This is a genomic window from Maribacter algarum (ex Zhang et al. 2020) (genome assembly GCF_005885635.1).
In the GTDB taxonomy this organism is placed as follows: domain Bacteria; phylum Bacteroidota; class Bacteroidia; order Flavobacteriales; family Flavobacteriaceae; genus Maribacter_C; species Maribacter_C algarum.
The window spans coordinates 1637168-1661083 of the sequence record NZ_VATY01000001.1; the positions used below are offsets into that span (position 1 = coordinate 1637168).

At 39.4% G+C, this 23916-nt stretch carries 20 protein-coding genes; 11 read left to right on the top strand and 9 right to left on the bottom strand.

What is annotated here, in order from left to right; genetic code table 11:
- The first annotated feature begins 63 nt into the window (after positions 1-63).
- The 3 genes from FEE95_RS07060 (at position 64) to FEE95_RS07070 (ending at position 2944) form a co-directional block, all read left to right on the top strand.
- Positions 64-1152, top strand: a complete 1089-nt coding sequence (locus FEE95_RS07060; RefSeq protein WP_138657171.1) for a TFIIB-type zinc ribbon-containing protein — start codon at positions 64-66, stop codon at positions 1150-1152.
- The gene (locus FEE95_RS07065; RefSeq protein ID WP_138657172.1) at positions 1149-1886 is read left to right on the top strand and encodes a metallophosphoesterase; all 738 of its coding nucleotides are present in this window, start codon (positions 1149-1151) and stop codon (positions 1884-1886) included. The genes FEE95_RS07060 and FEE95_RS07065 overlap by 4 nt, the downstream gene beginning before the upstream one ends.
- 62 nt (positions 1887-1948) lie before the next feature.
- Entirely contained in the window at positions 1949-2944 is a 996-nt protein-coding gene (locus FEE95_RS07070; RefSeq protein WP_138657173.1) for an acyl-ACP desaturase, read from the top strand.
- A gap of 70 nt (positions 2945-3014) precedes the next feature.
- Here FEE95_RS07070 and FEE95_RS07075 read toward each other — a convergent pair whose 3' ends face one another.
- Positions 3015-3590 carry a hypothetical protein gene (locus tag FEE95_RS07075; RefSeq protein WP_138657174.1) on the bottom strand — a complete coding sequence of 192 codons (576 nt, stop codon included), beginning with the start codon at positions 3588-3590 and terminating at the stop codon, positions 3015-3017.
- A 26-nt stretch (positions 3591-3616) separates the two neighbouring features.
- A complete protein-coding gene (locus tag FEE95_RS07080; RefSeq protein ID WP_138657175.1) occupies positions 3617-4525 on the bottom strand; it encodes an OmpA family protein in 909 nt (302 codons plus the stop codon).
- Between the two features lie 385 nt (positions 4526-4910).
- Between FEE95_RS07080 and FEE95_RS07085 the strand changes: the two genes are divergently transcribed.
- Positions 4911-5681, top strand: a complete 771-nt coding sequence (locus FEE95_RS07085) for a collagen-like domain-containing protein (protein ID WP_138657176.1) — start codon at positions 4911-4913, stop codon at positions 5679-5681.
- A gap of 715 nt (positions 5682-6396) precedes the next feature.
- Here the strand turns inward: FEE95_RS07085 and amaB are convergent.
- The 5 genes from amaB to FEE95_RS07110 form a co-directional block, all read right to left on the bottom strand.
- Positions 6397-7950 carry an L-piperidine-6-carboxylate dehydrogenase gene (gene amaB / locus FEE95_RS07090; protein ID WP_138657177.1) on the bottom strand — a complete coding sequence of 518 codons (1554 nt, stop codon included), beginning with the start codon at positions 7948-7950 and terminating at the stop codon, positions 6397-6399.
- Positions 7951-8010: 60 nt separating this feature from the next.
- Positions 8011-8418 (bottom strand): nuclear transport factor 2 family protein, encoded by a 408-nt coding sequence (locus tag FEE95_RS07095; protein ID WP_171036992.1) that lies wholly within the window; start codon positions 8416-8418, stop codon positions 8011-8013.
- Positions 8415-8777, bottom strand: coding sequence for a DUF1304 domain-containing protein (locus FEE95_RS07100; RefSeq protein WP_138657179.1), 363 nt, complete (start codon positions 8775-8777; stop codon positions 8415-8417). Before FEE95_RS07100 ends, FEE95_RS07095 begins: the two co-directional genes overlap by 4 nt.
- An 11-nt stretch (positions 8778-8788) precedes the next feature.
- Positions 8789-9331, bottom strand: coding sequence for a 3-hydroxyanthranilate 3,4-dioxygenase (locus tag FEE95_RS07105; protein ID WP_138657180.1), 543 nt, complete (start codon positions 9329-9331; stop codon positions 8789-8791).
- Between the two features lie 83 nt (positions 9332-9414).
- On the bottom strand, positions 9415-9900 hold the full coding sequence (locus FEE95_RS07110) for a CAP domain-containing protein (RefSeq protein ID WP_138657181.1): 486 nt from the start codon (positions 9898-9900) through the stop codon (positions 9415-9417).
- A 350-nt stretch (positions 9901-10250) separates the two neighbouring features.
- Between FEE95_RS07110 and FEE95_RS07115 the strand changes: the two genes are divergently transcribed.
- The 3 genes from FEE95_RS07115 (at position 10251) to FEE95_RS07125 (ending at position 17971) form a co-directional block, all read left to right on the top strand.
- Positions 10251-15770 carry an alpha-2-macroglobulin family protein gene (locus FEE95_RS07115; RefSeq protein ID WP_138657182.1) on the top strand — a complete coding sequence of 1840 codons (5520 nt, stop codon included), beginning with the start codon at positions 10251-10253 and terminating at the stop codon, positions 15768-15770.
- Between the two features lie 187 nt (positions 15771-15957).
- Complete coding sequence (gene lhpI / locus FEE95_RS07120) at positions 15958-16914, top strand: bifunctional Delta(1)-pyrroline-2-carboxylate/Delta(1)-piperideine-2-carboxylate reductase (protein WP_138657183.1); 957 nt, start codon at positions 15958-15960, stop codon at positions 16912-16914.
- A complete protein-coding gene (locus FEE95_RS07125) occupies positions 16856-17971 on the top strand; it encodes a proline racemase family protein (RefSeq protein WP_238474512.1) in 1116 nt (371 codons plus the stop codon). The genes lhpI and FEE95_RS07125 overlap by 59 nt, the downstream gene beginning before the upstream one ends.
- A gap of 10 nt (positions 17972-17981) precedes the next feature.
- Here FEE95_RS07125 and FEE95_RS07130 read toward each other — a convergent pair whose 3' ends face one another.
- Both FEE95_RS07130 and FEE95_RS07135 read right to left on the bottom strand, forming a co-directional pair.
- Positions 17982-18410, bottom strand: coding sequence for a hypothetical protein (locus FEE95_RS07130; protein ID WP_138657184.1), 429 nt, complete (start codon positions 18408-18410; stop codon positions 17982-17984).
- A 214-nt stretch (positions 18411-18624) separates the two neighbouring features.
- Positions 18625-19134, bottom strand: a complete 510-nt coding sequence (locus tag FEE95_RS07135) for a CvpA family protein (RefSeq protein WP_138657185.1) — start codon at positions 19132-19134, stop codon at positions 18625-18627.
- An 88-nt stretch (positions 19135-19222) separates the two neighbouring features.
- Between FEE95_RS07135 and FEE95_RS07140 the strand changes: the two genes are divergently transcribed.
- From FEE95_RS07140 to glpK, 4 genes are all read left to right on the top strand, one after another.
- The gene (locus FEE95_RS07140) at positions 19223-19579 is read left to right on the top strand and encodes a hypothetical protein (protein ID WP_138657186.1); all 357 of its coding nucleotides are present in this window, start codon (positions 19223-19225) and stop codon (positions 19577-19579) included.
- Positions 19580-19587: 8 nt separating this feature from the next.
- A complete protein-coding gene (locus FEE95_RS07145; protein WP_171036993.1) occupies positions 19588-19899 on the top strand; it encodes an antibiotic biosynthesis monooxygenase family protein in 312 nt (103 codons plus the stop codon).
- The gene (gene pbpC, locus FEE95_RS07150; RefSeq protein ID WP_138657188.1) at positions 19883-22231 is read left to right on the top strand and encodes a penicillin-binding protein 1C; all 2349 of its coding nucleotides are present in this window, start codon (positions 19883-19885) and stop codon (positions 22229-22231) included. Before FEE95_RS07145 ends, pbpC begins: the two co-directional genes overlap by 17 nt.
- Positions 22232-22336: 105 nt before the next feature.
- Positions 22337-23818, top strand: coding sequence for a glycerol kinase GlpK (gene glpK, locus FEE95_RS07155; RefSeq protein WP_138657189.1), 1482 nt, complete (start codon positions 22337-22339; stop codon positions 23816-23818).
- Positions 23819-23916 lie beyond the last annotated feature (98 nt).

Below are 23916 nucleotides of genomic sequence, written 5' to 3' on the forward strand. Positions count from 1 at the left end.
GCTATTCCCCCTCCATTGGAGGGGCTAGGGGAGGACTTTCCGAACCAACTTCTATCAAATAGAATGCAAGAAGAAGAAACACTAAATTCCGAACATAAAAAGGACTGCGCCAATTGCGGGGCGGAGCTAAAATTTAAACCCGGCTCACATCAATTAAAATGTGAGTACTGTGGGTATGAAGAATTTATTGAACAAACTAAGAGCAGTTTCGAAGAGCTCGAGCTACAGCATTATTTAAAGGTTGTTGGTGAGAACGCCTATACGAATACCATTGATTTACTGAATTGCAAACATTGTGGAGCTAATCAACACGTAGAGGAAAACTATAAATCTTTAAGTTGCGTGTATTGCGGTGAACCTTTGATTCGTGAGGATGTTGAAAGGGAAGGTTGGATATTACCAGGAGCACTGGTTCCGTTTCAACTGGACTCCAAAAAGGCTAGAGGCATTTTTAAAAACTGGGTCAATGGAATTTGGTTTGCGCCAAGCAAGCTGAAAAGAGCTGCTTTAGATCCTGAAGGGTTACATGGACTGTACGTCCCATATTGGACCTTTGATGCCAACTTATTTGCTGCTTATCACGGTCAACGAGGTGATTATTATTATGAAACCCAGCGTGTGAGAACTAAGAACGGAATACAAACTCGACAAGTTCGAAAAACAAGGTGGTCATCAGCTTCCGGCTCGGTAAAAGGGTTCATTGATGATATTCTGATTAATGCTTCCCATAAGAAAAGACGAGATATTCCGACCAAAATAGCATTTTGGGACACAAAAAAGTTAGTGGCTTTCAACTCTAAATATTTATCTGGCTTTGTAACTGAAAAGTACACCGTTTCGCTAAAAGAAGGACATCATCAATCCTTCCAAGAAGCAAAGCATATTGCCCATAACTGGATACGACGAGACATTGGAGGTGATACCCAGCGTATTTCGCACGCAGATATAAAGTTAGCTGATGAAACCTTTAAACACATTTTGCTTCCTGTTTACATAAGCTCATATCGCTATAACGGAAAGGAATATCATTTCTCTATCAATGGGCAGACAGGAACGTTGAGTGGAACCCGGCCCTATTCGTTTTGGAAAATTTTCTTTTTGGTCCTTTTTATTATTGCAGTCATCGCCGTAATTGCGATTTTTGCAGAATGAAAAAGAGTAGGACTTTGGTAATCGGTGATATCCATTCCGGATTAAGCGCTTTGGAGCAGGTATTAGAAAAAGCTAAGGTTACCTCAGATGATAAGATTGTTTTTCTTGGGGATTATGTAGATGGATGGAGTACCGCTGTTGAAACGGTCAACTTTCTTATAGCCCTTAAGGAAACCCATAATTGCGTATTTATTCAAGGAAATCATGATGAGTTATGCTATGATTGGCTAAAAGAAAAAAAAGACAATCCTATTTGGCTTCAACACGGTGGACAGGCTACGCTTGAATCTTATGAGGAAGCAGATGACAAAACCATTGAGGCGCATTTGCAGTTTTATGAAGGGCTTGAAAATTATCATCTAGATTCAGCCAATAGACTCTTTTTACATGCAGGATTTACGAACCTAAAAGGAGTAGAACATGAATACTTCACAAAAACCTTTTATTGGGATAGAACCTTGTGGGAGTTGGCACAATCACTGAATCCTGAAATGTTGAAAGAAGACGAGTATTATCCGAGTCGGTTGAAGCACTATTCAGAAATCTATATCGGGCATACCCCTATTTCAAAAAAACTATCGGATGTTGTTCCAACAATGAGCGCAAATGTTTGGAATATCGATACGGGCGCAGCATTCAAGGGGCCACTTTCTGTTATAGATGTTGATACAAAAGAGATATGGCAAAGTGACCCAGTCCATACCTTATATCCTACAGAAAAAGGAAGAAATTAAAATAGACGGATTGTTCGAGGAATAACTATGTATTATTTCCGAACTTTGTAAAAAATAAAATAATGGTAGAAAAGAACATACGATTAGAGGTGATGCAGGCGATAGAGCACAAGGTTGAGGGGTTTATCGACTCTTTTCTAATACCCATTGAAGATATATGGCAACCGACTGATTTCTTACCAGATTCACAAAGTGAGGGGTTTCTAGATGCAGTTGAAACCTTACGCGGGGAATCAAAAGAACTGGGTTATGACTTTTGGGTGACCATGGTTGCTGATACTATTACTGAAGAAGCTTTGCCAACTTACGAATCTTGGCTTATGGATGTTGAAGGAATCAATCAGCATGATGGAAAGAAAAACGGTTGGTCTAAATGGGTAAGAGCGTGGACAGGAGAAGAAAATCGTCACGGAGATGTTCTGAACAAGTATTTATATCTGTCAGGAAGAGTGAATATGCGTGAAGTAGAAATTACTACTCAGCATTTGTTAACAGATGGATTTGATATCGGTACCGATAGAGATCCTTATAAGAATTTTGTATATACGTCCTTCCAAGAACTGGCAACAAACATATCTCACAAAAGGGTAGGGCAGATGGCCAAGAAAAAAGGCAACGCCTTATTGGGAAAGATGTGTACCATTATCGCTGGTGATGAAATGCGGCACCATTTAGCATATCGAGAGTTTGTAAAGACCATATTTGGTGAAGATCCGTCTGGTATGATGTTGGCTTTTGCGGATATGATGAAAAAGAAAATTGTAATGCCAGCTCACTTTTTAAGAGAGTCGGGCGGAAGCATTGGTACAGCATTTGAAAATTTTTCGAATTGTGCACAGCGTTTAGGGGTATATACGGCACAAGACTACATAGATATTCTCAGTAAGCTGAATGTATATTGGGAAATAGATGCTATACGCGGATTATCTGATGAAGCAGAAAAAGCAAGAGATTATTTAATGAGGCTGCCGGCGAGACTGCTACGTATTTCTGAACGCATGCAATTTCCTGAAGACCAGTATCGCTTCAAATGGGTAGAAGCTAATGGAATGGTTTAAAGATGAAATAGAATCAAAATAAAAAAGGTCCGCAATCGCGGACCTTTTTAGTTGAATATCAATCGTATGATTACAACTTTCCGTGGTCATGCTCATCTTGCCATTTTGCAAGTTCAGCCCATTTACCTTCGTACGCCATTTTAGCCTGCATTGGCCAAGAAGCAGGATTATGAACTTTGTAGCGTTCACCTCCTCCATCAAGAATCTCTTGACATCTAGCGACAGCGGTTTCAGAGAGTTCTTTCCAAGTCTTGATACCTCCATCATGGAACATACCCTCAATTTTGGGTCCGATTCCTTCCACAACTTTAAGGTCATCCTCTTTAATTGCTTTGCCCATTGCTGCTTTTGCTGCTGCGGCATCGAAAGGAATTTTAGTTTCGACAGCAGGGGCGCTTGCAGTTAATGATGCCGCCGTTGTAGCTGCACCTGCTGCTGCTGCAGTTGAGGCTACTTTCAATTTCCCATTACAAGCATCAAGATCAGCCTGAAGTTTGGCATTTTTATCCTTCCAAGCGTTAAGTTCACCTGAATTATCTATCGTAGTACTCGAACCCTTACCAATAAGGTAACCAAGAATTCCACAAATTGCACCTACAAGTAGTGGAATTAACCAGCACCAAATATTCATATTTTCAAAATCCATTTTTATATTATTTTATGAGTTAATTATTAGTTTAATGTGACTTCAGTTCTTCTGTTTTTAGCCCTTCCCTCTTCTGTTGCGTTACTTTCAACCGGAGAATCTGGTCCTTTAGATGAAGCGTTGATTTTTGTAGCTGCAATTCCGTTTCGCACCAAATACGATTTGGCAAAATCAGCTCTACCCTGTCCTAAGCGAACATTTGGTCCACGACGACCAACATTGTCAGTGTGACCCACAACGTTACAAGATGCGCCTTCAACCTTATCAAGATATCTAGAAATATCAGCAACTTTTTGACGCTGCTCCGCACTAAGACTAATCGATGCTTGGTTGGTTTCAAAATAAAGAACAAGAGGGTTTGCATTTATTTTATCTCTGAGAGCCTTCATCTCATCTTCGGCATCAGGTGCTGCGTCACCAATACCATAAGCGATGGGCCCTAAGAACATTTCACCTTTTGCTACCATTTCATCCATCAATTTTCCCATAGTGTTGATTTGGGTCGAAGAGATGCCGTTTTCTACCAAGTGGTTTTTTACCGCATTGGCACGAGCTAAACCTAAATTCGGAAAAGCGGAATCGTTCGTTTCATCGCTTTTATAATAGCCGGTAAGGTTAATAACTTTACCTGCATTTTCAGCTAAAAAGGCTTTTAAGCTGGCAATCCCATCTGTTACTTTTTGGGAGAGTGGCATTAAAATCGATGAGGACGACACATTAAAATTATAATTGTCGTTTTCATTGTACGCATAATCACCATCGCTAAATGCAAAGGGATACGACGTTGCTTCGGGTGTTACTGGAGCTGTTACCGCTTCTTTAACAGGTTCTTCTGCCGTAGAAGCACCGCATGAGCTGCAGCACGTAATATAAAAATACGTACCAGCCAAAATGGTAATGAGCATCAGCAACAAGTTTGTTGTTGTTTTTGTCATTGTTAAAAATGATTTAGTGTTGAATTCACAATGTATTAAAAAATTTCCTTAAAATGTTAAATTATTGTGAATTAAATCCTATAAATGAGTAAGTAAGCATTCCGAATTCATGTAAGTATTACATGGCTTGCCTGTTGTTTTGCTGTTATTTATACAGTTTTTGATACCATTCATAAAATATCTGGACTCCGTCAATTAAGAATTTCTGAAATTGCTGAAAAATATTAAGTGAAAACCCTATCACTCCCGACAAAGATCGGCATTGTGATAGGGTTTTGTTTTGACTAAAAGTTAGGCTAGAAATCAAATTTCAGGAATTAAAGATGTTAACCTTTTCATTTGAGTTCTCATAAAAGGTCAAACAATAAACTTAAAATATTTGATTATGAGAACTACATTAAAATTTTTAACAAAAGGAATATGCATCCTCGTCCTTGTATTTGCATCTTGCAAAAAGAATGATTTAGAAGATGTTGCATTACTAGAGCCGATACCTGTTGAGAATGGGTTAAGTGGAACAAATGGAACCAACGGCAGTGATGGTACGAATGGAACTGATGGCACTGACGGTGAAGACGGAGTGGATGGTCAAGATGGTACAGATGGAGAACAAGGACCGCAGGGTGAGCAAGGTCCACAAGGCGAACAAGGCCCTGTCGGTCCAGCTGGCGCTAACGGTGAAGATGGTCAGGATGGGGAAGACGGAGAACAAGGTCCAGCGGGACCAGAAGGCCCGGCAGGTCCGGCGGGTGAAGATGGCGCCGATGGCAATGCAAATGTAATAGCATCTGAATGGATTGACGCAGAATACGGTTTGGCAGCAGTCACATCAACATCATTTGATATTACAGATAATAGATTGAATCAAGAGGTTAAGGATAGTGGAGTAATTCTTGCCTACGGAGAACTCACTACTGGAAGTGTTCTACCTATTCCTTATGTTTCCAATAACCAATCTTACTACTTTGCAGTCCTTACTGGTAAAATAAGATTTTTAGGCAGAGCTGTTGATAGGGTAACTCCAGAGAGATTCACTGGTGTTAGGAAAGTACGGTATGTTATAATTCCGTCGGGTGTTGCAGGAAAAAGTTCAAACCAGGACTTCACAAAGATGACCTATGAAGAAGTCATGAACCATTATGGTTTGTCACATTAAAATAGTTGTTTGAGTTAGTCTAGTTTATACCCTGTCTTCTTTTTAATGGACAGGGTATTTATTAGGATGTTTACCTTTTTTAAGGTAAGGTACTAACAAATAGGAGTGCACAGAGAAACTGGAAAAGCCTATTTTTTACCATTTACACAGAAATTACATCCAACAATACAATGTTGAAAAAGAAGAATAGATCCTAAACCTATATTTGAAAAGGATTAGAAGTTTGAACAAAACAAATATGAAAACTGAAATTATAAAAATATTGACTTTTGCTTGTATGGTGATAGTTCTTGGAACCCAGGCTCTCCTCCACGGAAGCTGGCGAGTTCAGGAAACAGAGCCTCTAAAGTCGAAAAATGGAAGCAATTCATAAGACTTCTATATACAACTTAGTGTTTGAGTTAGTTTGGTTAATCCCGCTGTTATTTCAAGACTATCATTCGGGGGAACGGGTAGATTTTGAGTAACAGCGGGTTTTTTATGCTTTTTCGTGTTAACCTTTCTGAGGAAATAACTATTAATAAGTAACGAAGATATTTTATCGGGGCACCGAAGAGAATATAGTCCAACCCAAATACTTTTTGATAATCCGGATAAAAAGGTTTTGGAATTCTATTGGAAATAGAAAACTCCTAATTGTTTGAGCCAGTTCGCCAGTCGGTGAATGAAGGAGCTAAACAACTAGGAGCTTTTTAATTTAAGCTACATCAATAATTTACAAATCGAATTTGATTCCTTGAGCGAGCGGAAGTTCTGTAGTGTAGTTAATTGTATTCGTTTGACGACGCATGTATATTTTCCATGCATCCGAACCACTTTCGCGACCACCGCCAGTTTCTTTTTCGCCACCAAAAGCACCACCTATTTCGGCACCGGAAGTTCCAATATTGACGTTGGCAATTCCACAATCACTGCCATTTTGACTTAAGAAACGTTCTGCTTCCCTTAAATTATTGGTCATGATGGCGGAAGAAAGTCCTTGAACTACTCCGTTTTGAACTGTAATTGCATTTTCAACATCCCCAGAATATTTTAAAAGGTACAGTACTGGTGCAAAAGTTTCATGTTGAACGATTTCAAAATCGTTTTTCGCTTCTGCTATAGCAGGTTTTACATAACATCCACTTTCATAACCTTCACCCTCTAAAACGCCTCCTTCTACGATTACTTTTCCACCTTCAGCAATAACCTTTTCCAAGGCTTTATTGTAGTGACCAACAGCATCTGTATCGATTAATGGGCCAACATGGTTGTTTTCATCCAAAGGATTACCGATACGCAATTGACCATAGGCAGCTACAACCGCATCTTTTACCTTATCATAAATAGACTCATGAATAATCAATCTTCGCGTTGAAGTACAACGTTGGCCTGCTGTTCCTACAGCGCCAAATACAGCGCCAATCACTGTCATTTTAATATCTGCATCTGGAGTAACGATAATTGCGTTGTTTCCTCCTAATTCTAATAAAGATTTTCCTAATCTTGCCGCAACTGCTTGCGCAACGATTTTCCCCATGCGGATAGAACCTGTAGCTGAAACCAATGGAACGCGCCCATCTTTGGTCATCATTTCACCAACCTTATAATCTCCATTAATTAAACATGAAATACCTTCTGGAAGTCCGTTTGCCTTGAAAACTTCCGCTGCGATATTTTGACAGGCAACGCCACATAAAGGTGTCTTCTCGGATGGCTTCCAAACACAAACATCTCCACAAATCCATGCTAAGGCGGTATTCCAAGCCCAAACCGCAACGGGAAAGTTAAAGGCCGAAATAATTCCAACAACCCCTAAAGGATGATACTGCTCGTACATTCTGTGTCCTGGACGTTCAGAGTGCATGGTCAAACCGTGTAATTGTCTTGAAAGTCCGACTGCGAAATCGCAGATGTCAATCATTTCTTGAACCTCGCCCAAACCTTCTTGGTAGCTTTTTCCCATTTCGTAGGACACCAATTTTCCAAGCGGTTCTTTTAATTCACGTAATTTTTCACCAAACTGACGCACAATTTCACCTCTCAGTGGAGCAGGTTTTTGACGCCAAGTTTTGAATGCAGCCGTAGCTGTGGTCATTACCTTTTCATAGTCTTCTTTGGAAGTGGCTTTCACTTTTCCAATCAAGGCGCCATCAACAGGAGAGTAGGATTCTATAATTTCTCCAGAAGAAAAATTATCAGAACCTGTAGAAGTCCCTTCATTGATTTCTTTAATTCCTAAGGCTTTTAGCGCTTCAGTAATACCAAATTCCGTGGCTATTTTTGACATTTTATAACTTTTTAAGCGTGAATTGTTAAATTTCTACAAAACTACGAATAAACAACTGATTTATTCTTGTTTTCGAAGGACAGATATCTTGGTGATTTTTTCACCATTTACCTCATAAATAAGTACTAATTCAATAGGTGTATCGCTTCCTTTTCTTCCTGTAATATATTCGTGGTCAATGACCTTATTGTCGAAAACTGTTCGGGTCAATATTTTAGAATGGAGTTTGGGAGAAGTCGCAAATAAATCAGCATACACTTTCTTGCAGGCATCATAACCTTCCAAAGTAACTTTTCCAGAGGAAAAATCACGCATTGTAATGTTCATGTCGATGACAGACATGAACCCTTCAATATCTCGGTTATTATAAGTTTCCAACTGTTTTTGTACTACTTCTTCAGGGCTCATTTGGGCTGATACGGATATCGTTGTTAGAATTAAGGAAAGTACGACTACCGTTTTCATCATTTGAAAAGGATAAGAGTCATAGCAATCAATGCCGGTAGAGCCTGAATAAAAAATATTTTCTTTTCTACAGTAAGGGCACCATAAATTCCTGCCACGGCAACACATCCTAAAAAGAAAAGAGCAATGTTATCTTTCCAAGCTAGGTCGGTGATAAAAAATGTCCAAATTAATCCAGCTGCTAAGAAACCATTGTACAGGCCTTGATTAGCGGCCATTGATTTTGTTGGTGCAAATAAATCCTTGGAAAAACTTCGAAATATTTTGGGGCCCTTTGTTGTCCATGCAAACATTTCAAAGTAGAGAAAATAGAGGTGCAAAAATGCTACAAGTCCAATTAAAATTTTGATAGTGATTTCCATGTTTTCAGAGTTTAGTCTTCTTCGGCAACAAAACGTTTATCAATGGGCATAACCGTCCCGCAATTAGTACAAGTTCTCAATTTTTCGGAACCGTAAAAATGATTGAAATGTCCTAGAAAATCCTTTTCGATATCGTTTAGTGTGAAGTAAGCTTCGTACAATTTGTGGTTACAGGTTTCACAGAACCAAAGCAGGCCGTCATCAACCTCCATATCAGCCCGTTTGCGTTCAACTACCAAGCCAATACTTCCCTCATGACGCACAGGAGAATGTGGCACTTTCGCGGGATGTAAATACATATCTCCTGCCTCTAACTTCATAGTTTTCTTTTGTCCACCCTCTTGAATATGTACTTCTATATTTCCTTCGAGCTGATAAAAAAGTTCTTCCGTTTCGTTGTAATGATAGTCTTTTCTTGCATTAGGGCCAGCGACAATCATAACGATATAATCCCCGGCGTCTTTGTATAGATTTTTATTTCCTACGGGTGGTTTTAGAGTATCACGGTTTTCTTCAATCCATTTGTGGAGATTAAACGGAGGTGCTATTGACATAAATAAGTAATTGATTTTGTTCAATCTAGTTTTAAAAATTGAACAACAGATTCAATCAAATTTAAGAAAAGAAATCGGCTTTTTTAGTTACCTTGTCTGAAGAATATTTGTGTAAAATAATAGTCGCCAGAATCATTTATTTTAACACTGACTGCAGTATGGGAAAAATCTCCCTCCATGGTTTTTTTGTGACTCGAACTATTTAACCAACCTTGAAAAGCTTCCGCTGCATTCGTATAATCCTTGGCAACATTTTCAGCTACAAACTCAGCACTTGCCTGAGAAGAGATTTTTGAAGCTCTAGAGCTGAAATTATCGTGATTGATACTTCCTATTGAAATCATATAATCATTATGCTGATTTGCATATTCGTAAGCCACTTCACTAAAATCTAAAGCAGATTGGCCTAGAGAAATGCGATGGTCATTAACAACCGCCAATAATTCCAATTCAACATCTGTAGCGTTCTCAGCCTCGGTAATACTTGTGTTTTCTAAGGATTCTTTACTGCAAGAAGCCAAAGTAATTACAAATAAAACAAGGGCAACAAAGTGCGTTCTCATTTTCATACAACAGTTCTATTTGTAAGTAGGTGCTCTTAAGTAAAGTAGGTAGGAGAGATGTGGGGTGTTCTCGTGTTCTTCTGCTAATCGGGGAGGTTAGCGCCTGTAATGATACGTAAAATACAGAGCTCGTCTATGTAAAAAGTGCTTTTTTCGACGAATTACACCTTTCCGTGAAATTTTAGTAAGTCAAACCGTACTTCTTTAACACTACTTGAATTATTACGAAACAAAGTAATAAAGAAACAAGCTATTTCGTTCTAACTGAATACGGGGGTATTTGGGGCATCATATTCACGGCATCTTGGGATAGATTTTATTTAAAGCTCCTTTACTTTTAATAAAATTCTATTTTCATGAAAATCAAGTTCTTTTTACGCCTTTCTCTTTTTCTATTTGTTCTAGCCGGATGCAAAGATAAAATCGCCTCGCCAGAAGAACAATTTGAAAATCTCAATAAATATCAAGGATACATTACTGAAGTTTCTCACGGAATAATCTCCGCACAAAGCGATATTCGTGTTGTGTTGAATACGCCTGTGGAATCATGGACGAACGGTGATGAACTAGATTCTGATTTACTTCGTGTTTCCCCAAAAACAAAAGGAAAGGTAGTTTCTCTAGATAAAAGAACGATTGCTTTTATCCCCGAAAACGGATTCAAGCAAGACACTGAATATACTTTTGAATTCGCGCTTTCAGAAGTAGTAAAAGACCTTCCGAAGGAATTAAAAACAATGTCTTTCGGCGTAAAAACCCTAAAACAGCAATTCAATATTTATACAGATGCATTGCAATCCTATTCAAAAGAAAGACAGTATATTACCGGCCAGCTAAGAGCCTCAGATGTATTACTCCTAGAAACAGCAAAGCAATTGCTATCGGTTTCACACAAAGGGAAATCCGTTAAATTAAAGTTCGATGAAGCTGTGCAGAAGGGCACGCAATTTTCCTTTAAAATAGATAGTATTCAGCGTTATGAAGAAGATTCTGATTTAGAAATTTCTTGGGATGGTGCAAAATTCGACATCGAAAGTAGCGGTAAGAATGTTGTAAAAATATCAGGGAAGAACAACTTCACAGTTTTAGATACTTCTGTCGAAACAGGAGAAAGTCAAGTGGTGCTCATCAACTTTTCGGACCCTATCAAAAAAGGCCAGAACTTTAAAGGTTTGGTAACACTTGAAGGCGTTTCCAAACCGAAGTATGCGGTTGATGGAAATATATTAAAACTATACCCATCTGCAGAATTGAAAGGCTCTGCCAAGTTGGAAGTCTTACAAGGTATTCAAAGTGAAGATGGTTATAAACTCAAGAACAAGTTCGAACAGTATGTAGCTTTCGAACAGCTCAAACCTCAAGTTAGATTACTCTCTAATGGGACGATTCTACCTTCTTCGAACAATTTAAAAATCAATTTCGAAGCGGTAAACCTAAAGGCGGTAGATGTTTCTGTTTTTAAAATCTTTGAGAACAATGTGCTTCAGTTTTTGCAGAGCAACAATATCAATGGAAGTTCTAACCTTCGAAGTGTTGCACGACCAATTGCTAGAAAAAAGATTGTTCTTGAAAATAATTTATCAGCATCGACGGGTAAATGGGCAGCCCATGCCATAGATTTAAGCGCGTTGATTTCTCCAGAAGTCGGAGCGATGTATCGCGTTGAATTCAATTACCGCCCTGCATACAGTACCTATAAATGTGACGCTACGAATTTCGACCCAGTAGAAGATGATGATGATAATTTTGATGAAGAACAGGAAGATAGCTCTTGGGATGGTATCGAAAACTACTACGACGATTATGGCTATTACGGATACAATTGGAACGAACGAGACAACCCCTGTGACAAGTCCTATTACTACGACAAGAAAATAGGAACAAATGTTTTAGCTACAGATATTGGCGTTACCATTAAAAGAGGCGTAAACAAAAGCTACTTCATTGCTGTTAGCGATATTTTAAATACAAACCCCATCGCTGGAGCAAAAGTTACCTTTTATAACTTCCAGCAACAGTCTGTAGGTTATGTAAATACAGATGCTGAGGGTACCGCTATTTTCGATTCTGAAAAAGTTGCGTTTTTCGCTGTAGTTGAAAATAACGGACAAAAGAATTACGTGAAATTGAATGATGGAAACGCACTTTCCATCAGCAAATTCAATGTTTCAGGCACACGTTTGCAAAAAGGGATTAAAGGTTTCATCTTCGGAGAACGGGGAGTTTGGCGACCTGGGGATAAAATATTCTTATCCTTTATGTTGAATGATAATGCGAATAAATTACCTGCAGGACATCCTGTGAAACTGGAGTTGATGGACCCGTATAACAAGGTCGTACATCGCAAAGTTTCTAAAAACGGACTTAATAATTTCTTCCATTTTGACATCAAAACCGATGAAAATGCGCCTACCGGAAATTGGTTAGCTAAAGTTTCTGTGGGTGGAGCAACCTTCACCAAAACTATCAAGATTGAAACTATCAAACCAAATCGTTTAAAAATTAAAACGGACTTTGACGCTGAGGTCTTGAATGGCTCGAAACCTATCAAAGGTGATATGGAAGTGAAATGGTTGCACGGTGCCATTGCTAAAAACCTAAAAGCAGATATTACGGCAAAGTTCAATCCGGCAACTACAAAATTTGAGACTTTTCCAGGCTATATTTTTGATGACCCAACGCGCCGTTTCTCTTCGGAAGACCAAGTTGTTTTTGATAGCAAAATAGATGGTGAAGGGAAAGCTAGTTTTAGCCTTAATCCGCAATTGACGAGTAAGGCCCCTGGAATGCTAAATGCGGCATTCATCACCAAAGTTTATGAAAATGGAGGTGATTTCAGCACAGATGTATTCACGAAACCCTATTCTCCATATAATACCTATATCGGACTGAATGCACCCAAAGGAGATAAGACAAGAGGAATGCTCCTTACGGATGTAAAGCATAAATTCGAGGTCGTTTCTGTTGACGAAAATGGCAAGGCCAAAGCAGCGAAAAACTTAAAAGTATCCATCTTCAAAGTAAGCTGGAGATGGTGGTGGGATACTTCTTCCGATAACCTTTCATCCTATAGTAGCAGTCAATACCGCGATTTGCTTTTTGAGAAGACGATTAATACTAACTCCCAAGGAAAAGGTGAATTTGAGTTTGAATTAAAATATCCTGATTGGGGGAGATATTTAGTCCGTGTTGAAGATCCAAACGGGGGCCACGCTACCGGAAAAACAATCTATATCGATTGGCCTGGTTGGGCAGGAAAATCTCGAAAAGGGGACCCTTCTGCGGCTACGATGTTGGTGTTTTCAACAGATAAAGAAACCTATAATGTTGGTGAAACGGCTACAGTTACCTTCCCAAGTTCATTTGGTGGAAGAGCCTTAGTTACCGTTGAAAATGGGAGCGAAGTTTTGGAATCAATGTGGGTGGAGACCGTTGAAGGCGAAACGAAATTCGAATTACCAATTACTGAGCTTTACACCCCAAATGTGTTCATCAATATTTCATCATTACAACCTCATGCGACGACGAAAAATGATTCTCCAATTCGAATGTACGGCGTTACAGGAATCAATGTAGAAGACCAAAACACGAAACTGGAACCTGTGGTTTCAATGCAAGATGTCTTACGTCCTGAAGAAACAATTACGGTTAATGTTAATGAGAAGAATAAAAAAGCAATGACCTACAGCATTGCAATTGTTGATGAGGGATTATTGGATTTAACTCGATTTAAAACGCCAAATCCGTGGAATACATTCTACGCCAAGGAAGCACTAGGAGTAAAAACCTGGGATGTCTATGACGATGTCATTGGCGCTTTTGGTGGAAGAATTGACCAAGTATTTGCTATTGGTGGTGATGGCGAATTAGCTGGAGCGAAAAACAAAAAAGCCAACCGTTTTGAACCCATGGTGGTGCATCTCGGACCTTTTAGTTTAGAGAAGGGAGAAACCAAGTCTCATAAAATTAAGATTCCGAAATACATTGGTTCCGTGAGAACAATGGTGATAGCTGGTGATTATGAAAAAGAAGCTTATGGGCAAGTTGAAAAGACTACTCCCGTTCGCAAACCATTAATGATTTTGGCCTCTTTGCCTAGAAAGATTACTCCAGGTGAAAAAGTGACACTTCCCGTTACGGTTTTTGCGATGGAAAAGAAAGTCAAAAATGTGACTTTGAAAATCAAGCAAGACAAAGCATTTAGTATCGAAGGCGAACAAACTCAAAAACTGACTTTTGCCCAGCCAGATGAAAAGATGGCCTATTTTCAATTGAATGTTTCCGATTTCTCGGGAATAGGAAAAGTAGTTGTCGAAGCTTCCGGTGGAGGTGAAAAAGCATCTTTTGAAATTCCGATTGATGTAGTGAATCCGAATCCGGTGACATCCGAAGTAACAGAGGTAATTCTTGATGGCAACGGAAGTCAAACCATCAATCTAGAAACCTTCGGAATTGCAGGAAGTAATTCCGCAGAAATCGAATTTTCAACTTTGCCTCCGATGAACTTTAATGGACGAATGAAATACTTGATTCGCTATCCACATGGTTGCGTTGAACAGACTACTTCAGGAGCATTTCCACAGTTGTTCTTATCCGATGTTTTTGACGTAGAAGCCAGCAAGAAAAAACGCATCCAACAAAATATCGATAGAGGCATCAAGCGTTTAGGAGGATTTCAAAAACCCAATGGCGGCTTCTCTTATTGGCCAGGTCAAAACTATGTCAACGATTGGGGAACCACCTATGCCGGACACTTTTTGCTAGAAGCTGAAAAGAAAGGTTATGTTTTACCTATCGGATTCAAATCGAGTTGGGTAAAGTACCAACAAGGTGTTGCAAAACAATGGAGAGCGGGAAGCAATTCAGATTTAGCACAAGCCTATCGTCTATACACCCTAGCACTTTCGGGTAACGCTGATGTAGCTAGTATGAACCGTTTGCGAGAGAGTTCAGGAGTTTCAAATGAAGGTAAATTCCGATTAGCTGCAGCTTATGCAATTATCGGTCAGGCCAACGTGGCGAAAAAGATTTTAAGCACGGCAAGATTAGATGTAGAGAATAACAAATATCATTACTATACCTACGGCTCATCGGACCGAAATAGAGCAATGGCTTTAGAAACTTATGTCTTGATGAAAGATAAAACCAAGGCTCAAGAATTAGCAAAAACCATCGCCAAAAATCTTTCGGACAAAAGATATATGAGTACGCAAAGTACATCCTATAGTTTGATGGCAATGGCCAAATTTGCCGAAATGATTGGCGGAAAAGGAATCAAAACCAGCCTTACGGTAAACGGAAAATCTGAAAATGTAGGGACGGAGAAAACACTTGCCAATAGACCTATTCAAATCAAAAAAGGAAGCAATAGTATTACCGTTAAAAACCAAGAAAGTAATACAGTTTATGTGAGTATCGTGAATAGTGGAATTCTTCCTGTGGGAGAAGAAAAAACAGTTCAGAAGAACTTGGCAGCAACCTTAGTTTTCAAGGGTAGAAACGGTTCGATTCTAGACCCAAGTTCGATTACCCAAGGAACAGATTTCGTAGCCGAGGTAACCTTGACCAATACGTCATCGAATAGATTAAAGGATATGGCACTAACAGAAATCTTCCCTAGCGGATGGGAAATCGTGAACACCCGTTTCACTGATTTTGGAAGCTTTGCGCAAAACCAAGTGACCTATACTGATTTACGAGATGACCGTGCGAATTTCTATTTTGATATGAAACGCAACGAAACCAAAACTTTTAGAATTCTCTTGAATGCTTCGTATTTAGGTAAGTACTATTTGCCAGGAATTCAAGCAGAAGCTATGTACGATAATGATTATATAGTTCGAACCAAGGGGCAATGGGTCGAGGTGGTGAAATAAAAATTGGGTGTTAGATGCTTGAAGCACGAAGTGATAACTAGTATCGATTTTGAGTATTCCCCTTTTGAGGCCTGTACTGAGCGAAGTCGAAGTAAAGGTGGCGCAGCCGGGGTGTTCTTTATAGTTAGGAAGCCTCAATACTTCTATTTAAGATTGTTCTAAGGATAGAATTCCATATTTTTAGAATATGGAACCAACCGTTCAAGTCAACGATGATTTTATAAAAGCTAATACCAATTTTAAAGAACTTATTCTAGCTTTAAAATCAGGTTTTGCTTCTGAGGATATCAACATTCCAAATCGACACCATCATCTTTTTCCAAATCCTGAAACAGGCGTTGATTCTACTTTACTTTTAATGCCAGCATGGCATTCTGGGAAAGAAGCCGGAGTAAAAATTGCGACAGTGAGTCCTGAAAATGAAAGGTTTGGTTTGCCTTCAGTTCATGCCATCTATATTTTGATGAACGCCGTTACGGGAACTGTAAAAGCTACATTTCAAGCTAAAGAGATGACGGCTAAACGCACCGCCGCTAGTTCTGCCTTGGCATCTGCATTTTTATCAAAAGAGAATTCGACCTCATTATTAATGATTGGAACTGGGGTGTTGTCCACTAACTTGATTCGGGCACATGCTAGTGTGCGACCAATCGATACAGTTTTTGTCTGGGGGCGAAATCAAGAAAAGGCAGAAACGATTTGTGAGGCACTAAAACATGAAACTTTCAATTGTAAAGCTATAGCTTCCATTGACGAAAAAATAAGTGAAGTTGATATTATTTCTAGTGCGACCCTTTCGAATACCCCATTGGTCCTCGGAAAATTACTCAAAGAAGGGCAACACATTGATTTGGTTGGAGCTTACAAACAAGATATGCGCGAAGCCGATGATGAGGTTATTAAAAAAGCTTCTGTCTTTGTCGATTCCTTTGGAGGACGAAAAGAAAGCGGAGATATTTTTATTCCAATGGAAGAAGGAATCCTTAAAGAGAAAGATATCAAGGGAAATTTATTTTCACTGTGTTTGAAAAAAACAAAGGGAAGAACCAATGATAAGGAAATTACGCTTTTTAAATCCGTAGGTCATGCGCTTGAAGACTTGGTGGCAGCATCCTATTATTACGAAAAATTTACTCATGAGTAGCACCTATCAAAATATCCTGAGGCAAACAGATTTCAATCCACCCGCAGCTTGGCTTCAAATCAAGACGATTGATATGCATACTGGTGGAGAACCTTTACGTGTAATTGTTTCCGGTTTTCCGGAGTTAAAAGGAAGTTCTGTTTTAGATTACCGTCGCTATTGCAAGGAAAACTACGACCATTTGCGAATGACCTTGATGTTTGAACCCCGAGGTCATGCTGATATGTATGGCTGTATTTTGGTGCCGCCAAATGATGAAGAAGGTGATTTTGGAATTCTTTTTTTGCACAATGAAGGTTATAGTACCATGTGCGGTCATGCCATAATAGCGATAGCTACTTTGGCAGTTGAGATGAATTGGATAGAAGTAAACGAGGGTGATAATCAATTAAAAATAGATGCCCCTTGCGGACGCATTACTGCCTTTGTCCTTGTGAAGAATGGAAAAGTTACCGGAGTACGATTTCATTGCGTGCCCAGTTTTGTAGTCGGTTTGGAGAGAACGGTCGAGGTTCAAGGCTTGGGAAAAGTTACGTACGATTTGGCTTATGGTGGAGCATTTTATGTCTATGTTGATATGGAAAAGAACAGTTTTAATTTTGAATTAAGTAGTGATTCGTATCGTTCTCTAATTTCCGCGGGAATGAATATCAAAAAAGCGGTAATGCAAGAAGACCCTGAAATCTTGCATCCCTTCGAGGAAGATTTAAGTTTCCTTTACGGAACGATTTTTATCGGTAATTCAGATAAACCCGAAATAGATAGTAAAAACGTTTGCATTTTTGCAGAGGGAGAAGTTGACCGATGCCCTACTGGTTCAGGAGTATCTGGAAGAATGGCCATTCATAAAGCCAGAAATGAAATTGACTTTGGAGAAAGCATGACTATCGAAAGCATTACGGGTTCGGTATTTAAAGGTTCTGTAGTATCTGAAGAGTACTATGGTCCTTTTATGGCAGTCGTACCTCAAGTAGAAGGAACCGCCCATATCACCGGGCAACATACTTTTTGTATCGACCCAAATGACCCCATGAAAAACGGATTTGTTTTGAGATAAGATTTTCCCCTTAAGAAACCATCCGACTACCAGAAACTCCCTTGGCCCATTCAATGGCATTTCCCAATGATTTGAATCTTTTGGTTCTTGTTCTGATAAACCACTTCTCGATAAGCGCAATAGAATTTCCGTATTTTGAATAGCTGACAACTGCGTATCCTTTTAAAGTATATCTGTGTTGGAAAAACTTCTTCCAGTCTGTGGGTTTTGTAGAATAGGGGTTGATTCGATTGGCTATCAGAATGAGATCTTGACCATAAGAGTCGTATAGATATGTAATATCTTCGACCACCTTTTTACCATGGTCTTCCCAGTTAAAAGTAATTCCCTCATAAACTTCTGCAACAACAAAACCATCTAAAAGGTAGAAATCCCCAAATGGATAGTTAATTTCATGAATAGCCTCATGAAAAAACTCTGATTCTTTAAATTTTCCCACTAATCCTCATTTTCAAATTCTCATTGCCAAGATAATTGATGTACGAGGTAGATGGTGCTTTTGGTCGGTTAAGTGCTTTGAAAATCTATGTAGAGCAAATACTTAGTAGTCTTCTTACAATTTGCGTGGTTTTTTTATCCGGAAGGAAAAGCTGTTTTTCACAGTTCTTATCGAATCCTCGTTACGCCTTTATTTTTCAATTCAAGAGTGTTATCTATTGCAGCTTTTCCTCAGGGTTTTCACTTTGCTGTAATACCGCATCGAAAATGAAAGCTCCGATCTCCTTAACAGGTCCGTAGAGTACAGAATTTTGCTTCGTCTCATTTTTTACAAGCCCCACTGACGCATTGACTCTTTCAATAAATATGAGTAGTGCACCAAGAATTATAGCCACTTTTAGAGTGCCGAATAAACCGCCTGCAACTTTATTCAACAGCCCTAACATCGCAAAATCAGCTATTTTGGTCATAAACCTTCCCGCTAGGTTAACACCAATAACAATGGCAAAAAAGGTAATGACGAAAGCTGCGATTTTAATATAACGTTCATCCCATTCCATATTTTGCGACAGGTAGTCTCCAGCGATATATGAAAAATGAATAGCCCCGAAAATCCCTCCGATTAAGGCTACTAAAGAGGCCAATTCTACGAAAAGTCCGTTTTTTAAACCTTTGTACAATCCGTAGGCAAGCAATAATCCTAAAATGATATCCAAGAAGCTCATAAGTGAAGCGTTTTCACAAATATAGAACTTTGATTTGTACCTTTATGCCACTGCACCCATTAGTGGGGAAAGACCTTAAAAAAGTAAGATGTCAAGAGATATAGTTTTAAAAGAACGCTGGGGAGAATTGGTTGAAAAACTATCAAATCAATTCGCCGATGGCGATGATTTGGAACTTGATGCCATTATCTATTTGGTGGGAGTTCAAGAATTGGGGCAATACCATAGAAAGTTTAAAAAAGACCATAAACTTGATTTAATGCATATCGCGATATGTCGTTTGTTAGAGCCCTATGGTTTCTATGAGTTTTCACATTTCGATGAAGATAGTTGGCCTCACTATACAGTTAAGGAGGAGTTACCGCCTTTAAAAGCAGGAGAGCAATCGGTGCTTATGAAGGAGGCTATCGTATCTTACTTTCTTGAAAAAGAGTATATAACCTAATGAATGTAATGAAACCCATAACCCCTTATTACGCGGTAATTTTTACTTCAAACCTTACAGGAGATGATAATGTGGGCTATGCTGAAATGGCACAACAGATGCAAGATTTGGCCAAACAACAATCAGGTTATTTAGATTTCGAAAGCGCACGAGAAGAAATGGGAATCTCAATTAGTTATTGGGAAAGTCTGGAAGCAATCGCCAAGTGGAAAGCAAATACAGACCATCTATTTGCTCAGCAAAAGGGAATCAAAGATTGGTATTCTTGGTATAAAGTGCGCATTTGTCTGGTAGAAAGGGAGTATGACTTTGAAAGATAGGGTACATCGCTTCGCTCGCAAACACCCGAAAAAGCTTATACTTTTTGGCATTCTTCTCATCGCCTACTATTACTGTCTTCCCAAAGAGTTATTCAAAACACCAACAGCCACCGTAGTCGAAAGCCGTCAAGGGACCTTAATAGGGGCCAAAATTGCTGATGATGGTCAATGGCGTTTTCCGGTAATCGATAGTGTACCTAGGAAGTTTGAGACCTGTTTGCTGCAATTTGAAGACGCATATTTTTATAAACACTTTGGATTCAATCCTGTTTCGATGGCCAAGGCTATTGGTTCAAATATTTCTGCTGGAAAGACTGTTCGTGGTGGTAGCACCTTGACACAGCAGGTTGTTCGATTATCAAGAAATCAAAATCGCTCTTATTTCGAGAAGCTTATTGAATTGATTTTGGCGACACGTTTGGAGTTTCGGCATTCTAAAGAAGATATTTTAAAGCTCTATGCAAGCCATGCGCCGTATGGAGGAAATGTGGTCGGCCTAGATGTAGCCTCCTGGCGCTATTTCGGCTTACAACCGCATCAATTGTCTTGGGCAGAATCTGCCACACTTGCTGTTTTGCCAAATGCCCCAAGTTTGATTTATCCAGGGAAGAATCAGCAACGGTTATTGGACAAACGAAATCGCTTGCTTAAAAAACTACTTGCCGAAAAATATATCGATAGTACAACTTATCACTTAGCTTTATTGGAGGCGCTTCCTCTGAAACCCTATCCCTTACCGAAAATTGCGTCCCATCTGGTAGAGCAAATTGCAAAAAATGCCAAAGGGCAACGGATTAAAAGTTCTTTGGATGAAAATCTACAACAGAATGTAAATTCCATAGTCCAAAAATACCATCAAAGCTTGCGGCAAAATCAAGTACATAATGCTGCAGTTTTGGTTTTAGATGTAAACACAAAGGAAGTATTGAGTTACGTAGGAAATACCCAAACCACCAAAGAGAATCAGAAAGATGTTGATATGGTGCAGGCAAATCGAAGCACAGGAAGTACAATAAAACCTTTACTCTATGCTGCTATGTTAGATGCAGGCGAATTGATTCCAGATATGTTGGTGCCTGATGTGCCGACTCAAATAGCAGGGTATACTCCTGAAAATTTTAATGAAGATTATAGTGGTGCGGTTCAGGCTAAAAGTGCTTTGGCGAGGTCACTGAATATTCCGGCAGTGCGACTTTTACAATCCTACGGATTGGCAAAATTTCGAGACCAATTGGATGTTTTTCAACTCGGAGGATTAAACCAAACAGCAGACCATTACGGACTAACTTTAATTCTTGGTGGTGCAGAAAGCAACCTTTGGGATTTGTGTAAAACCTACATGAATTTGGCCTCAACTTTGAATCACTTTAATGCAACTTCAAGTGAATACTTTTCTGAGGAATTTACAGAGCCTACCTTCGGAAAGGAAGTTTTGGACTTCGGGGTAAAATCCACAAATAAAACAGTTTTTGATGCGGCTAGTATTTACCTCACTTTCGAAGCGATGAAAGAAGTCAACCGGCCCGACGGAAATGAGTCATGGGAATTTTATGATAGCAGTAAAGAAATTGCTTGGAAAACAGGTACAAGTTTCGGTAACAAAGATGCTTGGACCATCGGAGTAACCACTGATTATGTAGTAGGAGTTTGGGTGGGAAATGCGGACGGAGAAGGGCGACCTAATGTTACAGGAGTGACCAGCGCCGCGCCCATTTTGTTCGATGTTTTTGATGTGCTTCCGAGAAGTGATTGGTTTCAAAAGCCCTTTGATGAATTTGTCGATATTGATGTGTGTGCCAAGAGTGGATATTTAACAACGGATAGCTGTCCGAGGAAAACCATTTCTATTCCGAATAAGCCGAATTACGTAAATGCCTGTAACTTTCACCAAATGGTTCAATTAGATGTGCAGAAGCAATTCCGTGTAAATTCATCCTGTGTTGATTTGTCGACAGCTATTTCTGAATCCTGGTTTTCTCTTCCTCCATTAATGGAGTTTTATTACAAAAGAACCCATCCTCTCTATAAACCCTTACCTCCTTTTCGAAACGATTGTAAAAGCACCAATGCCCCACCGATGGAATTCATTTATCCGAAGAACGGAAGTCGTATTTCGCTAACGAAGAATTTTAATGGCGAAAAAAATGAAGTGGTCTTGAAACTGGCCCATGCAAAGCCTGAAACTGGAGTGTACTGGTATTTAGACGACCGTTTCATTTCACAAACCAAAGATTTTCATGAAATCGGACTAATTCCCGACTTGGGAAGACACAAAATTACCGTTGTAGATGCCCTCGGAAATGAAGTTAGTGTTACGATAACGATAGAGTAGTCTTGAGTACTTTGTCCCTGAATAAGAAACCCTTATATTTAGTTTAAATATCTGTGCTACTATATGCTACTTTATGTGTATATTGGCATTCTAAAAATTGCATATATGTCATACATCATTTCTTTAGACCAAGAAACTACAAGTTCAAGAGCCTTATTGGTTGACCAGGAAGGAGCCATTCAAGGCATGGTTCAAAAGGAGTTCAAACAGATTTTCCCGAAATCAGGATGGGTTGAACATGACCCCAAAGAGATTTTAGAGTCCCAAATGGGTGTTCTGAAACAATTGATACAGGAGCAAAATATAAGTGTTTCGGATATTAAGGCTATCGGAATTACCAATCAGCGAGAGACGACTATTGTTTGGGATAAAAATACGGGAGAACCTGTTTACAATGCAATTGTTTGGCAAGATAAACGTACGGCAGATATCTGCGAGAACATGAAGAATAATGGACTTACCGAACATGTGCGACAAACCACAGGACTGGTAATCGATTCCTATTTTTCTGGAACAAAGGTGAAATGGATTCTCGATAATGTAGGTGGAGCAAAAGAACAAGCTGAAAATGGAGATTTGTTGATGGGCACTGTTGATACTTGGTTGGTCTGGAATATGACAAATGGTGCAAGTCATGTTACCGATTATACCAATGCTTCTCGAACCTTGATTTATGATATCGTAAATCTGAAATGGGATGATAAACTGACTAAAGCTTTAGGAATTCCGAAAAGTATGTTGCCCGAAGTAAAACCTTCCGCACATTATTTTGGGGATTATGAATTAGATGGGGTTAAAATACCCATTGCTGGAATTGCTGGTGACCAACAAGCTGCGCTCTTTGGTCAGGCTTGTTTTAAAGAAGGTACCGCTAAAAATACCTACGGAACTGGTTGTTTTATGCTGATGAACACGGGTGAAAAACCGATGTTCTCCAAAAACGGATTATTAACCACAATAGGATATGGACTTGACGGAAAAGTAACTTATGCTCTTGAAGGAAGTATTTTCATAGCCGGTGCAGCAGTACAATGGTTACGTGACGGACTTGAATTAATAAAGGATGCCAAAGAAACGGAAGCCTTAGCAGACTCTGTGGAGGGTGAAAATCCCGTATATGTCGTTCCAGCTTTTGCAGGTTTAGGAGCTCCCTATTGGGATATGTATGCGCGTGGCGCTGTTTTCGGATTAACACGGGATACCGGCAAAGCACATTTGGCAAAAGCAACTTTGGAATCATTGGCCTATCAAACCAAAGATATTTTAAAAGCCATGGAAGATGACTCAGGAATTCAACTGGAAAATCTTCGGGTAGACGGGGGCGCTTGTGCGAACAATCACCTCATGCAATTTCAAGCGGATATTTTAGATACTGAAGTCCATCGTCCCGAGGTAATTGAATCTACTGCTATCGGTGCGGCTTTTTTAGCTGGCATCCAAGTCGGACTTTGGAAACAAGAAGACGTAGACCAAAATCGCCCAATGAACAAAATATTCAAACCCACTTTTGATAGAGTAAAAAGAAAACGTTTGTACGGGAAATGGCAGCAGGCGGTTGAAAGAACCAAAGGTTGGGAGGAGCAATAGAAGACGTCTTTGCGAATTGTCATCCTGAGCGGATTCGAAGGACGACAATGAAGCAATCCGTTTGTTAAGAGCACTTACAATAGTATGAACTATGAGTA